This is a genomic window from Testudinibacter sp. P17/SS/0325 (assembly GCF_053570765.1).
Genome location: NZ_CM131635.1, coordinates 1,233,598 through 1,247,761 on the forward strand (window position 1 = coordinate 1,233,598; position 14,164 = coordinate 1,247,761).

General features: G+C 50.7%; 11 protein-coding genes. 6 read left to right on the plus strand and 5 right to left on the minus strand.

Annotated features, from left to right (window positions below):
• Positions 1–75 precede the first annotated feature (75 nt).
• On the plus strand, positions 76–1,056 hold the full coding sequence (locus tag ACWA50_RS05900; protein WP_431050683.1) for an alpha/beta hydrolase fold domain-containing protein: 981 nt from the start codon (positions 76–78) through the stop codon (positions 1,054–1,056).
• A 9-nt stretch (positions 1,057–1,065) separates the two neighbouring features.
• Positions 1,066–2,691: a mucoidy inhibitor MuiA family protein gene (locus tag ACWA50_RS05905; protein ID WP_431050685.1), complete on the plus strand. Its 1,626-nt coding sequence runs from the start codon at positions 1,066–1,068 to the stop codon at positions 2,689–2,691.
• A 71-nt stretch (positions 2,692–2,762) separates the two neighbouring features.
• On the opposite strand, the gene ACWA50_RS05910 is transcribed toward ACWA50_RS05905, so the two are convergent.
• Both ACWA50_RS05910 and ACWA50_RS05915 read right to left on the minus strand, forming a co-directional pair.
• Complete coding sequence (locus ACWA50_RS05910) at positions 2,763–3,629, minus strand: pirin family protein (RefSeq protein ID WP_431050687.1); 867 nt, start codon at positions 3,627–3,629, stop codon at positions 2,763–2,765.
• Between the two features lie 15 nt (positions 3,630–3,644).
• Positions 3,645–3,878 (minus strand): DUF896 domain-containing protein, encoded by a 234-nt coding sequence (locus ACWA50_RS05915; RefSeq protein ID WP_431050689.1) that lies wholly within the window; start codon positions 3,876–3,878, stop codon positions 3,645–3,647.
• An 88-nt stretch (positions 3,879–3,966) separates the two neighbouring features.
• On the opposite strand from ACWA50_RS05915, the gene ACWA50_RS05920 reads away from it, so the two are divergent.
• The 4 genes from ACWA50_RS05920 (at position 3,967) to putP (ending at position 11,553) form a co-directional block, all read left to right on the plus strand.
• A complete protein-coding gene (locus tag ACWA50_RS05920) occupies positions 3,967–4,956 on the plus strand; it encodes a YeeE/YedE family protein (RefSeq protein WP_431050690.1) in 990 nt (329 codons plus the stop codon).
• A gap of 8 nt (positions 4,957–4,964) precedes the next feature.
• Positions 4,965–6,347 carry a sulfurtransferase gene (locus tag ACWA50_RS05925; RefSeq protein ID WP_431050692.1) on the plus strand — a complete coding sequence of 461 codons (1,383 nt, stop codon included), beginning with the start codon at positions 4,965–4,967 and terminating at the stop codon, positions 6,345–6,347.
• Between the two features lie 213 nt (positions 6,348–6,560).
• Positions 6,561–10,031 carry a bifunctional proline dehydrogenase/L-glutamate gamma-semialdehyde dehydrogenase PutA gene (putA, locus tag ACWA50_RS05930; RefSeq protein ID WP_431050694.1) on the plus strand — a complete coding sequence of 1,157 codons (3,471 nt, stop codon included), beginning with the start codon at positions 6,561–6,563 and terminating at the stop codon, positions 10,029–10,031.
• Positions 10,032–10,047: 16 nt separating this feature from the next.
• On the plus strand, positions 10,048–11,553 hold the full coding sequence (gene putP, locus ACWA50_RS05935; protein WP_431050696.1) for a sodium/proline symporter PutP: 1,506 nt from the start codon (positions 10,048–10,050) through the stop codon (positions 11,551–11,553).
• A gap of 1 nt (position 11,554) precedes the next feature.
• Here the strand turns inward: putP and recO are convergent, their stop codons facing one another.
• The 3 genes from recO to ACWA50_RS05950 all read right to left on the minus strand — a co-directional run bounded on the left by recO (position 11,555) and on the right by ACWA50_RS05950 (position 14,129).
• Positions 11,555–12,274: a DNA repair protein RecO gene (recO, locus tag ACWA50_RS05940; protein WP_431054303.1), complete on the minus strand. Its 720-nt coding sequence runs from the start codon at positions 12,272–12,274 to the stop codon at positions 11,555–11,557.
• Between the two features lie 81 nt (positions 12,275–12,355).
• Positions 12,356–13,423: a Gfo/Idh/MocA family protein gene (locus tag ACWA50_RS05945; protein WP_431050698.1), complete on the minus strand. Its 1,068-nt coding sequence runs from the start codon at positions 13,421–13,423 to the stop codon at positions 12,356–12,358.
• A 4-nt stretch (positions 13,424–13,427) separates the two neighbouring features.
• Positions 13,428–14,129: a FadR/GntR family transcriptional regulator gene (locus ACWA50_RS05950; RefSeq protein ID WP_431050700.1), complete on the minus strand. Its 702-nt coding sequence runs from the start codon at positions 14,127–14,129 to the stop codon at positions 13,428–13,430.
• Positions 14,130–14,164: the final 35 nt, after the last annotated feature.

The window sequence follows — 14,164 nt, forward strand, 5'->3', positions numbered from 1 at the left end:
CACTTTTGGCATAAAGTGCGGTCAAAGTAAAGTAAGTTGCCGTTTTATTGATATGTTTATCCTTCGGAGAAAAAAATGAAGAAAGCGTTGTTGAAATTGACCGGTTCGTTGTTGCTGGCATTGCCGCTGGGAAGCGTGGCGAATCTAAACCCCGCTCCGCCGCAAAGCACCCTGATTGAAGTGGCGATTGAAAAGCCGTTGGTGAATGAGTGGCAGGATATCACTTATGCCCAACCCTTGGTCATGGGGCGACCGCTCAATTTGAAAATGGATCTGCTAAAACCGCAAAGTGAAGAGCCGCTGCCGGCAGTGCTGTTTGTCACCGGCGGCGGATTTTTGATGTCGCCGAAAGCCAACTATATCCAACAACGCTTGGCGATCGCCGAAGCCGGTTATGTGGTGGCGAGTATCGAATACCGCCATATTCCGCAAGGCAAGTTTCCCGATCCGCTGTTGGACGTGAAAAGTGCGGTGCGCTATTTGCGCGCCCATGCCGAAGAGTTCGGGATTGATAAAGACAAAATTGCGATTATGGGCGAATCGGCAGGCGGCTATTTCGCTGCGTTGGCGGCAACCACCAACGGTGAGCGTGAGTTTGATGTCGGCGAGAATCTCGATCAAAGCAGCGTGGTACAGGCGGCGATTGATCTTTACGGCTTGTCCGATTTAACCCAAATCGGCGCCGATTACAGCGCGGAAGTGCAAGCGCTGCACGACGGCGATAACGTGTCCGAAGCCTTGATGTTAAACGGCATTCCGCCGTTTGCGGCGGGCGGGGCGGTGAAAGCCAATCCGGAACTGGCGGCGCAAGCCAATCCGATTACGCATATTTCCAATAATACGCCGCCGTTTTTATTACTGCATGGCGATGCGGATGTGTTGGTTTCGCCAAGCCAGACTCAGATCCTGTTTGAAGCGTTAGCGGAAAAAGGGGTTTCCGCCGAGCGTTATGTGGTGAAAAATGCCGATCATGCCGGCGTATATTGGGCGCAACCGCAGGTAATGCAACGGGTGATTGATTTTCTTAACCAACAATTTAAACCGTCGTTAAAGTAAGAGGCTTGTATGAATAAAACCACAATCGGCGCAATTGCAGCCGCGACCGCACTTTGGACCACGCCCGCCACAGCGGCGGTGGAAAATATTGCTTCGCAGATTCGGCAAGTTACCTTGTATCAAAATCAGGCAAAAGTGGAACGCCGCGGCGAGGTGCAATTGGCGGCAGGCAATCATGAATTGGTTTTTGAGAATTTGCCGTTCAATCTGGAAGAAAGCTCGTTACAGTTCAGTGCAGCGGGCGGTTCGGGCTTGACCGTGTTGTCATTGGATAATGAAGTGCGTTGGAGCGAACAGCAGGCGGCAGGGCAATTACGCGATCTGCAACAACAAATCCGTCACCAAACCGACCAAATCAAACAGATACAGGATGAATTGGAGGCGATCGACAATCAATTTACCATGTTGCAATGGCTGCAACACGGACGCTTGAACGGCGAAAAGACCAGTCCGACGATTTCATTTGAGGAATTTAACCGCCTGCAACAATTTTCCCGCAGCACGTATAGCGAGTTAACCGCGGAACGGCGCGTGCTGACAGAAAAGCGGCAACAGCAACAACACAACCTGGAGCAGCTGCAACAGGAATATCAGCGTTTGGGCGGCGACAATAGTTTGAGGCAGCGCGTGGTGCGGGTGCAAGTGCAGGTCCCGGCGGCGGGTAAACAAGCGCTGACCTTGAGCTATACGACTTTCAATGCCTCATGGCGCCCGCAATATCAACTGGATTATCACAGCGCCGATAACCGCTTGAACTTGCAATACGGTGCGAAAATTCAGCAAAGCAGCAATGAGGATTGGCATAATATCAAGCTGATTTTATCCAGTGCCAACCCGATTCAGGTCGGCGAAGTGCCGGAATTGCAGCCGTGGGTGATCGATTTTTACCAACCACCGCAGTTGCGCCCACGGGCAAATACGGCAGTGCCAATGGCGGAAAGTCGGAGCGGTATGATGTTGGAAAATGCCGATATGGCATTAGTAGCAGCTGCGCCGCAACAGGCAACCGTGGAAAGCGGTGTAGTGGCTTCCCATTTTGAAATTCCGGGCGCGGTTACGCTCGCCAGCAGTCTCGCCAGCCAAAATGTGGTGATTGCGCAATTGGAACAAACCGCCAGTGCCGAATATGCGTTTTATCCCAATTATCAAGACAGTATTCTGTTGACCGTCAGCGGTAAAAATACCCGAGACTATCCGTTGCTAGGGGGCAGTTTACGCACCGCCTATAACGGCGATGTGATCGGCTTCGGCTCTCTGCCGACCTTGCTGCCGGGGCAGGAATTCAAGCAATTGATTGGCGAAGACCAAACCGTCGGCGTTAAAGCCGAACCGGTGAAACGCACCGAAGAAAACAGCGGCTTAATCAATAAATCGAAAGTGATACGGATCGAAACCGCCTACACCTTGCACAATAACCGCACCGAAGCAGTGGAGCTGACCGTGTACGATCGTATTCCGCAAGCGGTGGAGAAAGAGATCGTGGTGAATTTGCTTGAGCCGACAGCGAAAAGTATTACCTTAGATGAAAACGGACGCTATCAACAAAAAATCACTTTAGCGCCGAACAGCAAACAAACGCTGAAAAAAATCTTTACGGTACAGTATCCGCAAGATCAACAACTGTCGGGGTTGTGATTGTTGGGAGAAAAAATCAGGTAAAAGTGCGGTCAGATCACACCCCCTGACCGCACTTGCCGTTGCGTATCTTATAAACCGCCAAACTCGCCGCGATTAAACGCATTGAATTTTTCGATTAACTCTTCACGGCTGTTCATCACAAACGGACCGTGGGCGGCGATCGGTTCGTCAATCGGCACGCCGCTTAACAGCACCAGTTTTACCGCTTCATCGCCCGCTTGCAGTTCAATCGCGCCGCCTTCCATGTTAAATGTGACCAACTCCGTCGGGCGTGCGATTTTTTCACCATTAATCAACAGGTTGCCGCGCAATGCCACTAACATCAGATTATGGCTTGCCGGTAGATTGAACTCGGCTTTGCCGTTGGTATTAAGATCGATTTCCCACATATTTAACTCAGTGAAGGTGCGTGCTGCGCCCTTATTACTGTTGAAATCTCCTGCAATTACACGCACTTTGCCCGCGTTGTCCGCCAAGTCCGCCACCGGAATATCGGCGGAGGCAAGGGCTTGATACGCCGCTGGCGCGTTTTTGTCTTTCGCCGGCAAATTGACCCAAAATTGCAGCATTTCAAACATACCGCCTTCGCGGCTGAAGCGTGCGCTGTGAAATTCTTGGTGTACAATGCCGCGTCCGGCAGTCATCCATTGCACATCGCCGGTGCCGATCACGCCGCCGTTGCCTGCGCTGTCGCGGTGTTCCACTTCGCCTTGTAATGCAATCGTCACCGTTTCAAAACCGGCGTGCGGGTGTGCGCCCACGCCGCGCGGATCAGCTTCATTTGGTGCGAATCTTTGCGGCATGGCATAATCCAACATCAAAAACGGGCTGGTGAATTTGTCGTTCGCCATATGGGAAAACAGCGGCGAAACATAAAATCCGTCGCCGACCCAATGTTTGCGCGGCGCGGAATAAATTTGGTTAATGGTACGCATATTGTCCTTCCTTATCTAATTTGTCATCATGCCGCTGCGTTGTGCTTGGCGCAGTTTCAGCGGGGTTACGTCATTGCCGAGCGGATCAACCACCGTCACGGTGGCAAGGGCATGATTGAGCTGCCCGCGAATCGCCAGTAAATAGCGTTTTCTTAACGCGTGACGTTCCGCTAATTCCACGCTTGAAAGTGCGGTTTGCTTGGCTTTGCGCGCCAACTCGTTAATCCGATTCAGTTCAGGAATTTGCATATAACCTCCTAACAAAAATCTAGCCTTGTTTGCCACTTTGTGTTGTAATAACAACCTCTTTTTTTGTCATAGTATTAAGGTTTAATCTATGCCGCTATCAGGTCTCTTTATCGGGCTGTTGCTCGGTGTCGTATTGCAGCGCGGGCAGTTTTGCCTGTCGCGCCAACTGCATAATATTGTTTTTCAACGCAATCTTACCGCACTTTCACCGTTATTGCTGCTAATCGCCATTCAAGCAATCGGTTTTTTTCTACTGGAACAACAAGGGCTGATTCGTCTGCCGAGCTCGCCAATGCCGATCACGGCAACCTTGTTTGGCGCGTTTCTGTTCGGGGTCGGCATGAGCGTGGCGAATCGCTGCGTGACAGGGCATTTATACCGCAGCGGCGAAGGCAGTATTCTGGGTTGGATCACGTTGCTGATTTTTGCCCTCACCACCACCGCCACCCAAACCGGAATGTTGAAATTTTGGGTGGCAAATATGCTGCAATCGCAAAGCCAATTAGTCACCGTGCCGCAAAGTCTGGCAATTTCACCGTTGTATTTTATTCTGCCGTTGAGTGCGTTGGCGATCATTGCCGTGATAAAAAGCAAACGTACCGCCTCATTTTTCCCTAGCGGGTTTTCTGCCCCTTGGTCACCGCACTTTACCGCGCTGTTAATCGGTCTGATCAGTATTGCGGCTTGGTGGTCGAGTGCGCAAACCGGGCGTGAATTCGGTTTGAGCTTCAGCATTCCGTTAGGCAACAGCGTGCAATATGTGGTGCTGGGGCAGCAACGCTATCTCAATTGGGGCACTTATTTGATTTTCGGCATTGTGATCGGGGCGTTTCTTTCCGCTTGGCAGGGCAAAAAATTACTGTGGAAATCCCTTTCTGCCGCGGAATTTGGCAAAAGCACGGCGGGCGGTATCTTAATGGGGATTGGCGCGGCATTAACCGGCGGCTGCACCATGGCAAATGCCGTGGTGGGAACGGCGTATTTCTCGTGGCAGGCTTGGATCGCCGCGTTGATGATGATGTTGGGAGTATATTGTTATCACACGGTCAAACAAAACATTATTCATTCAACAAATTAGGAGCGTTTATGCACTTATTTAAGATCAGCGGGTTAACCTTAATCATTTCAACGTTATTAATGGGCTGTAAAGAACAAAAAGCCAGCGATATTTCACAAGCCGATGTATTAAAAGCGCAAAATAATCCTGAATTTGTGATTGTGGATACCCGCGGCGACAGTTTTTACAACGGTTTCAAAAGCCCGAATGCGGTACGCGGCGGGCATATTCCGAATGCGGTGCAATTCACGGTGGATTGGCTGGACGCAATTCAACCGGACTATTTTGAAAGTTTCGCCGCCGGCAAAGGTATCACTAAAGAGAAAACCATTATTTTATATGATGACAACTTGGATAATTTGGAGCGCGTCAGTGCCGAATTTATCGCCAAAGGCTATCAAGTGCGGTTGTTTAAAGATTTCATCAATTACGCCAACGATCCGCAAACGCCGCTCGAATCCTTCCCGAACTATCAATTGCTCGTTTCCGCCGGTTGGCTGAAAGACGCATTAGACGGCAAAAAACCGGAAACCGATTCCGGCAAAGAGATTATGGTGTTCCACGTTTCTTGGGGCCCGGTGGAGCAAGCGCAAGGCTACAAACAGCACGTGTCCGGAGCGTATCATTTTGATACCGACTGGATTGAAAACGGACCGGTGTGGAATTTATCCGATCCGCAAGTGATTGAAGCCAATTTATTAAAAAACGGCATTCATAAAGATAAAACCGTGGTGCTGTATTCGGAAAACCAACTTGCCGCGTTTCGTGTGCTGTGGGCGTTAAAATGGGCGGGGGTGGAAGATGTGCGAATTCTCAACGGCGGCGTGAATGCGTGGATCAACAATGAGTTCCCGATTGATACCGCCGTGAATATCCCGACGCCGATCAGTCAGTTCGGCACAACCATTCCGGCAAAGCCGCAACTGACGATTAATACCGCCCGACAAGCCCGTGATAAGCAACAACAAGAAGGTTTGAAATTGGTCAGTATCCGTGCTTGGGACGAACATCAAGGCAAGATCAGCGGCTATGATTACATTGACGGCAAAGGCGAACTGGAAGGGGCGGTTTGGGGCTTTGCCGGCACCGATTCCTCCAATGTGGCGGATTATTATGATCCCGACGGCTCATTGCGCAACCCGAAAGAGATTTTTGCATTATGGGAAACGCAAGGTATCAATAAAGGCGACAGCTTGGCATTTTATTGCGGCACCGGCTGGCGGGCAGGCATTCCGTGGTTTATGACCCAAATGGCGGGTTGGGAGAATACCATGGTGTATGACGGCGGTTGGAATGCGTGGCAAATGGACGCCAAACTCCCGACCAAAGCAAACAGCCCGTTAGCCACTAAACCGAATGCGAAAAATTTCTTCGGGGTGACACCGCGCACAGGGTTGTCGTGTAAGAGTTAATTGGTTAGCTTTCAACCGACTCGGCGGCACGCGTTGCAACAGCTCACGGCTTTTCAGCGGTGGCTGCCGAGGTAGACTTTTGAGTTTAGATCTCAGCAGAGGATAGAATAATCAAGAAAACAGTGATTGGTTTCACAAAACGATGATAATGGGATTTGCGAGCAACGTTTTTTTTGCTAATTTTTAATAATTATTTAACAAAGAGGCTGTGCCATGCAATTTCATCTCGCCAAACATTACCCCCCGTCACGTCAAAATATCAGCAAACACTATCGGATTAATGAAAAAGATGCCGTCGCTGCGTTACAAAAAACCTTGGTTTTCAGCGCCGAACAGCAAGAGCGGATCAGGCAAAACGGCATTGATCTGATCAACCGTGTGCGAAATATCAAGAAAAAAGAGTACGGCGTAGATGCGCTGATGAAAGAGTTTTCGTTGGGTGACGAAGAGGGAATAGCGTTGATGTGTCTGGCGGAAGCCTTGCTGCGGATTCCCGACAATCAAACCCGTGACGAATTGATTCACGATAAGTTAAAAGAAGGCGATTGGCGCGCGCATATCGGCAAATCCTCCTCTTTTTTCATCAATGCCGCCAGTTACGGGCTGCTGCTCGGTAAAAATTTAAGCCGCTCTTTTGATCCGGAAACGTTGTCCGGCGCCTTGACCCGCAGCTTCGCCCGTTTTTCTGCGCCGATGATGAGGTTGGCGATGGTGCAGGCGATGAAAGTGCTGGGGGAGCAGTTTGTCACCGGCATTAATATCCAAGAGGCGTTAAACCGTACGAAAAAGCGTACGGAGAAAGGATACGGCTTCTCTTTCGATATGTTGGGCGAAGCGGCGCTGACCCAAGCGGATGCCGAGCGCTATTTCCAAGACTACTTAGCCGCGATTGAAACCGTCGGCAAAGAGGCGCATAGCGATATCTACCGGGCGAACAGCGTTTCGGTTAAGTTATCGGCGATTCATCCGCGCTACAGCCGCGCGCAATATGATCGGGTGATGGCGGAGCTTTATCCCAAACTGAAACGGCTATACTTGTTGGCAAAGCAGTACAACATCAGCGTGAATATCGATGCCGAAGAGGCAAGCCGGCTGGAGTTGTCACTGGATCTGGTCGAAAAACTGCTCGACGAACCGGAGCTGAAAGGTTATCGCGGCATTGGTTTTGTGGTGCAGGCGTATTCTAAACGCTGCCCTTATGTGATCGATTATCTGATTGCGCTGGCGAGGGAAAAATCGGCTTATTTAATGATCCGTTTGGTAAAAGGGGCGTATTGGGACAGTGAAATTAAATGGGCGCAAGCCGACGGCTTGGACGGCTTTCCGCTTTATACCCGGAAAAACCACACCGATATTGCCTATTTGGCTTGCGCGCAGAAATTGCTGGCGGCGCAAGATGTGGTTTATCCGCAGTTTGCGACCCACAATGTGCAAACGCTGTGTACGGTTTACGAATTGGGGCGCGACAAGCGGTATGAATTTCAATGTCTGCACGGCATGGGCGAAACGTTATACGACCAACTGATCAACCGACAGGATTTCAACCGGCTGGTTCGGATTTATGCGCCGGTCGGCACGCACGAAACCTTGCTGGCGTATTTGGTGCGCCGTTTGCTGGAAAACGGGGCGAACTCCTCGTTTGTGCACCAATTGGTCGACGAAAGCATACCGGCGGCACAATTGATGACACCGCCTTGGCAACATTACGCCGTTTCGCAAGGAGAGGAAAACAGGGCGGTGCGTGCGCCGTCGGCGCTGTTTGCCGATCGGCTCAACTCGTCGGGTTTTGATCTCACCAATGAATTGGAATTGGATAAGTTGGAGCAGGCGCTTAATCAAGCGCAGATTGCCAACGCAAGATCGCTATCGGCGGTGGACAGCGAAGCCTGCCATTTAACGCCGCACCCGGTGCGCAATCCGGCGGATCTGAACCAAGTGGTTGCCGAGGTGGCGTTTTTCGCCCCCGATTATCTCGAACCGGTTTTCAACGCCGCCCGACAGAGCGAATGGCAAACGCAAAGTGCGGTACGGCGTGCAGAGATTTTGCGTAAAACGGCGGATTTGTATCAGCAACATCACGGCTTATTGATGAAACTGGCGGTTTTGGAGGCTGGCAAAACCTTGCCGAATGCCATTGCCGAATTACGTGAAGCGATTGATTTCCTGCGTTATTACGCCGCTCAGTTAGACGATTTGCAGCAACGCGGCAGGCTGGCGCCGCCAAGGGGAACCGCACTTTGCATTTCGCCGTGGAATTTTCCGTTGGCTATTTTTACCGGGCAAATTGCCGCCGCCCTCGCTGCCGGTAATGCGGTGATCGCCAAACCGGCGGAGCAAACGTCTTTAATTGCCTATGCCGCGGTCAACTTGTTTTATCAAGCCGGTTTACCACGCAGCGCCTTACAGCTGATCTTGGGCGCAGGCGATGTCGGTGCGGCGTTGGTCAAGCTGCCGTTTGATTCGATCGTCTTCACCGGCTCGAGCGAAGTCGCCAAACTGATTGCCGAACAGTGCGCCCAAGCCGAAAACGAACCGGTGTTAATCGCCGAAACAGGCGGACAAAATGTTTTGGTGGCGGACTCGTCGGCGTTGTCCGAGCAAGTGGTGGCGGACGTATTGAGTTCGGCTTTCGATTCCGCCGGACAGCGTTGTTCCGCATTGCGCGTGTTGTTGTTACAGCAAGAAGTGGCGGATAAACTCTACACGATGTTGGCACAGGCATTGCAAGAACTGACACTGGGCAATCCCGCCTTGTTGGCTACCGATATCGGACCGGTGATTGATGAGGAGGCCAAGCGGAATCTGTTGGCGCACAAAGCCAAAATGCGCGGGCTTGCGCGCCGTTATACCGAATTGGAAAGTGCGGATAAAACCGAAGAGCAAACACAAGCCCACTATGTCGCACCGGCGATCTACCTGCTGGATGATTTGCAACAGCTGCAACGGGAAGTGTTCGGCCCGATTTTGCATATCGTGCCTTACCGTAAAGCGCAGTTGGCGCAGCAGTTGCAGGCGGTAAATGCAAAAGGATATGCGTTGACCGGCGGTTGCCATAGCCGAATCCGCAAGCAGATTGATTTTGTCGAAAGTCATCTCGAGTGCGGGAATTTTTATGTAAACCGTAACATTGTCGGTGCGGTGGTCGGCGTGCAGCCGTTCGGCGGACACGGCTTGTCCGGCACCGGTCCGAAAGCCGGCGGCGAATTTTATTTGCAGCGCCTGACCCGCACAACCGATTACTACAGCCGTTTCGGGGATGAAAAAAACTTGCGTCATGCTACACCGCAACTCGACAGTATTACCGGCGAAGAAAATACGCTGGCTTATTTTAGCGGCGAGGTGGCGATTTTAAACGGCGATCTTCAAGCGGCGCAACAGGCGGCGGCGAAGCTACGGGCGCACGGGTTCTCGATTGTGGTCGAACCGTCGCATCCGTTGGCGCAGTCGCAAGAAAGCGGCGTACGGATTGCCGCGCAGTGGAAAGATTGTCAAAAAGGCGTGTTTTTAGCGCCGTTGAGCGCAGCGCAACGCTTGGCTTTGCAGCAAAGCCGTGACGTTATTTTTAAATGTTACGATTGGCGGCAAACACAGGACATTATGCCGCTTTACGATGAATTTTCGCGCAGTGAAAACACCACCGCAGCCGGCGGAAATGCCTCTTTGATGGCAACACAAGAACAATAACCTTATAGGAAGAACCATGCAAAACTATCAAATTTATACTACGTTCGGGTTATATCTGCTGATTATTTTGGGGATAGGCATTTATGCCTACCGTTCCACACAAAATTTTGACGACTACATTTTAGGCGGGCGCAAAATGGGCAGCTTCGTTACGGCAATGTCCGCCGGCGCTTCCGATATGTCCGGCTGGTTGCTGATGGGCTTGCCCGGGGCGATCTTTTTATCCGGTTTGTCGGAGGCTTGGATCGCCGTCGGTTTGACGATCGGCGCTTATTTGAATTATCGGGTGGTGGCAGGCCGCTTGCGGATTTTTACCGAAAAATATAAAAATGCGCTCACCTTGCCGGCATTTTTTGCCCAGCGTTTCCCGCAACAAAAGAAAGCGCTGAAAATCATCTCCTCTTCGATTATTTTGTTTTTCTTCACCATCTATTGCGCTTCCGGTGTCGTTGCCGGCGCAAAATTGTTTCAAAGCCTGCTGGGGCTGGATTATTCGACCGCACTTTGGCTGGGCGCGTTGGCAACCATCACCTACACTTTTATCGGCGGCTATTTGGCGGTCTCTTGGAGCGATACCATTCAAGCCACGTTAATGATTTTCGCCCTATTGTTGGCGCCGGTGATGGTGTTGCTGCATTTAACCTGGGAAGACATCAATTTGGCATTAACCGTAAAATCGGAAATGACCGGTATTCCATATGCCAACTGGCTGCACAATGTTTCCGGTATCGGCGTGATCTCGGCGCTGGCTTGGGGCTTGGGCTATTTCGGACAGCCGCATATTTTAGCCCGGTTTATGGCGGCGGACTCGGTGCAATCGTTGCAAAATGCGCGCAGAATCGGGATTACTTGGATGTTTTTGTGTCTTGGCGGCGCGGTGGCGGTCGGTTATTTCGGCTTGGCATATTTTAGTGCCAATCAAATCGTATTAAATAATGCAGAATCGGTGTTTATCGAATTATCCCGTTTGATGTTTAATCCTTGGATTGTCGGTGTGGTGTTGTCAGCTATTTTAGCGGCAGTGATGAGCACCTTATCCGCACAATTATTAATGTGTTCTGCGGCGGTAACGGAAGATTTCTATAAAGGGTTTCTGCGCAAAACCGCCTCCAGCAATGAGCTGGTCTGGGTCGGGCGTTTGATGGTGTTGGTGATTGCCGCCGTTGCGATTCTTATCGCGCAAGACCCCTCTTCCGGCGTGATGAAGCTGGTGTCTTATGCCTGGGCAGGCTTCGGCGCCGCATTCGGACCGGTGGTGATTTTATCGCTGTTTAACCGTAATATCACCTCGTCCGCCGCCCTGTGGGGCATGCTTTCCGGGGCAGTGACCGTGGTGGCTTGGAGCCCGTTAATGCAGTATCTCGGTTGGACGGATCTGGCGAAACTGTATGAAATTATTCCGGGCTTTTTAATCTGCTCTTTCATCACCATTACCTCATCGCTGTTTTCTGCTGAAGATAGCGCCGTTGCCGAACAATTTGACCAAGCGTTGGCGGAGTTTAATCTGCGTGCGAAAGGCTAACTTAGCCTTTCATTTTACCCGGTAAAACCCCTTGAAACAGCTCGCGGCTTTTCAGGGGTTGGCTGCCGATGTAGGGTTTGAGGGCAATGCGGGTGAAGCGTTTTGCCGCTTGCAGAATGTGTTTCTGTTCAAATTCCAACGCCGCAAATGCCAACAGTTCGTCGCCGTAAAAGGTTTGATTGTTTTTGATTAACGAAGCGATAAAGCCTTGCTCGGCGCGATATTGATAGCTCATCTCCGGCGCAACCGGCAAGCCCGAACCGGCGCAATGCAAAAAATCCACACCGTAGCCTAATGTTTGCAACAGCTGAAATTCAAATTTACGCAATGGCGGTTCGACTTGCTGTTGATTGAGCGCAAGTGCGGTCAGGCAAGCGAGATAATCTTGAAACAGTTGCGGATAAGCGGTTTCGTTTTCAATCACCCGGCAAATTAACTCATTGATGTAAAAGGCACTGTAAAGTGCGGTATGCTGCAACGGCAACGCCAGCGAAGCGGCTTCGGCTTTGGTCAGGATTTTCAGCCCGCCGCGTCCCGACCAACGCAACAGTAATGGCGTGAACGGTTGCAGCAGGCTTTTCAGCGTCGAGCGTTTGGCGCGCGCGCCTTTTGCCAGCACGGTCAAACGCCCGCTCTCTTCGGTGAAAAGATCGACCAACAGACTGGTTTCGTTATAGGGTCTGCGGTGCAACACAAACCCGCGCTGCCATGTTTCGATAATATTTTGCCCTTTGTGGTGGAAGTCGGGGGGATTCTACTAAAAAGTGCGGTTAAGTAAAATGCGAATCAAGTCGAAATTCACTTAATATTCGACCTTAATTAAAGCTTTTTCGTGAATCGAACGTTTGGCGGCAACGGCGACGCAGACCGCACGCATTGGGCTGTGGTTTAATACGCTGGCTTGTTGCTGCCGGAGGTGGTTTATCACGCTTAAGGCTTCGATTTCAACGGCACGGCTTAACCAAAAAGGGCACAGCCCATTGATTTGATTATATTTTTGTATGCTTTTGCCGTTTTCGCGCATCGAGAGATCAGCCTCGAATTCATCGTATAGATTAAACTGCCGGCGATGTCCGTCGGCAAAGGAGAGTGTCAGGGTCGAGGTGAAAAAATTCACCACCAGTGATCCCAGTTCGCCGTGAATCGCAATGCCCCATTCATGTAAGCGGTAGGCGGTGCCCATTTCCAACGAACCGAATACGCCGCTTTTAAATTGCATTAGCAATTGGATAATATCGTGATTGTCCGGCGTGTCGGGATGGGCGCGATTGCTGGATTGGGCATAGACCGAATCGACTTCGCCCAATAGCCAGCACAGCAAATCCAGTTCATGGATTTCATGTAATAACTTGCCGCCGGTGAGGTTGATATCGTTTTTCCACCAATCTTTATCGCGTGCCGAATCAATCCACCGCTGGCGGTTGGCGCGCGCAACGGTGATTTTGCCCAAGGCATTTTCGTCGATCAGCTGTTTTGCTTTCAGCAAGCCGGGCAGCGTACGCAAGACATGACCGATAAATACCGGCTGTTTGACTTGCTCGGCGTGTTGTAAAATGCGCCGGCAATCCTCGATCCGGGTTGCAAACGGGGTTTCGATAAATACCGCACTTCCTGCATTTAATGCCGCTTCGGCAACGGCGCGATGTGCCGAATTGTAAGTGGCGATCAGCACCAGATCAAGGTGTTGGCTTGCCAACATGTCTTCACAGTTCAGGTAAGCATTACAGGTTAATTTGTCGGCTAAATTAGCGGCTAATTGGTGGTTGATGTCGGTCACGCCGACGATTTTTGCACCGCACTGCTGAAATGCCAACGCCAGTTGCTGCCCAAAAAATCCGCAACCGACCAAAGCGATGTTAAGGGTGTTCATATGCTTATGCTTCCTTTGTGGTTAAACGTTGTCTGATTCGTTGAAAGTAAACCAAAATGGCGTGTTGCACTCTTTCCAGATCGCGTGCTTCAATCGCATCCACCCATTCGCGGTATTGCATGGCGATCGTCGAAGCGGCAACGGTATTCGGTGGTAATTCATGTTCTAATAGCTGATAAATCTGCCAAAATGCGTCGAGATATTGCGACAGCAGATGATTTTCGACCGCTTGATAAACCAATAAATGAATTTGCCGCTCTTCTTCATCGGAAAAGGCGGCGACGCGGGCATTCGCTTCAATCGCGGCGACCAAACTTTGCAATTGCTCAACTTGTTGATCGCTGATTTTTGCCAGCGCAATCGGGGCAAAACCGTATTGGAGAATTTCACGCACATCAAGAATATCCAATAAGCATTTGATGTCGTTATGTAGGTGTAATTGCGCATGAAACGCCAGTCCGCGAATCATCGGCACTAAAGAAGACTCGCCGACAAAGGTTCCTATGCCGTGATGGATATCCAAAATATGCAATGCTTCCAATGACTTGATCGCTTCGCGTAAGCTGGAACGGCTTACGCCGAGCAATTCAATCAACTCATTTTCCGTGGGCATTAAATCGCCCGGCTTTAGCTGGTTGTCTAAAATCAGCTGCTTGATTTTTTCTTGTAGTGCTAAGGTTGCCGCTTTTTTGGTTAATTTTTTCATTTTCAGAAAATGTTCTATCGTTGGGATAGATATAT

Excerpts from the sequence above, each read along its gene's own strand:
- putA (WP_431050694.1), top strand. The coding sequence starts at position 6,561 with ATGCAATTTCATCTCGCCAAACATTACCCCCCGTCACGTCAAAATATC.
- ACWA50_RS05945 (WP_431050698.1), bottom strand. The coding sequence starts at position 13,423 with ATGAACACCCTTAACATCGCTTTGGTCGGTTGCGGATTTTTTGGGCAG.
- putP (WP_431050696.1), top strand. The coding sequence starts at position 10,048 with ATGCAAAACTATCAAATTTATACTACGTTCGGGTTATATCTGCTGATT.
- ACWA50_RS05950 (WP_431050700.1), bottom strand. The coding sequence starts at position 14,129 with ATGAAAAAATTAACCAAAAAAGCGGCAACCTTAGCACTACAAGAAAAA.
- ACWA50_RS05925 (WP_431050692.1), top strand. The coding sequence starts at position 4,965 with ATGCACTTATTTAAGATCAGCGGGTTAACCTTAATCATTTCAACGTTA.
- ACWA50_RS05920 (WP_431050690.1), top strand. The coding sequence starts at position 3,967 with ATGCCGCTATCAGGTCTCTTTATCGGGCTGTTGCTCGGTGTCGTATTG.
- ACWA50_RS05910 (WP_431050687.1), bottom strand. The coding sequence starts at position 3,629 with ATGCGTACCATTAACCAAATTTATTCCGCGCCGCGCAAACATTGGGTC.
- ACWA50_RS05905 (WP_431050685.1), top strand. The coding sequence starts at position 1,066 with ATGAATAAAACCACAATCGGCGCAATTGCAGCCGCGACCGCACTTTGG.
- ACWA50_RS05915 (WP_431050689.1), bottom strand. The coding sequence starts at position 3,878 with ATGCAAATTCCTGAACTGAATCGGATTAACGAGTTGGCGCGCAAAGCC.
- ACWA50_RS05900 (WP_431050683.1), top strand. The coding sequence starts at position 76 with ATGAAGAAAGCGTTGTTGAAATTGACCGGTTCGTTGTTGCTGGCATTG.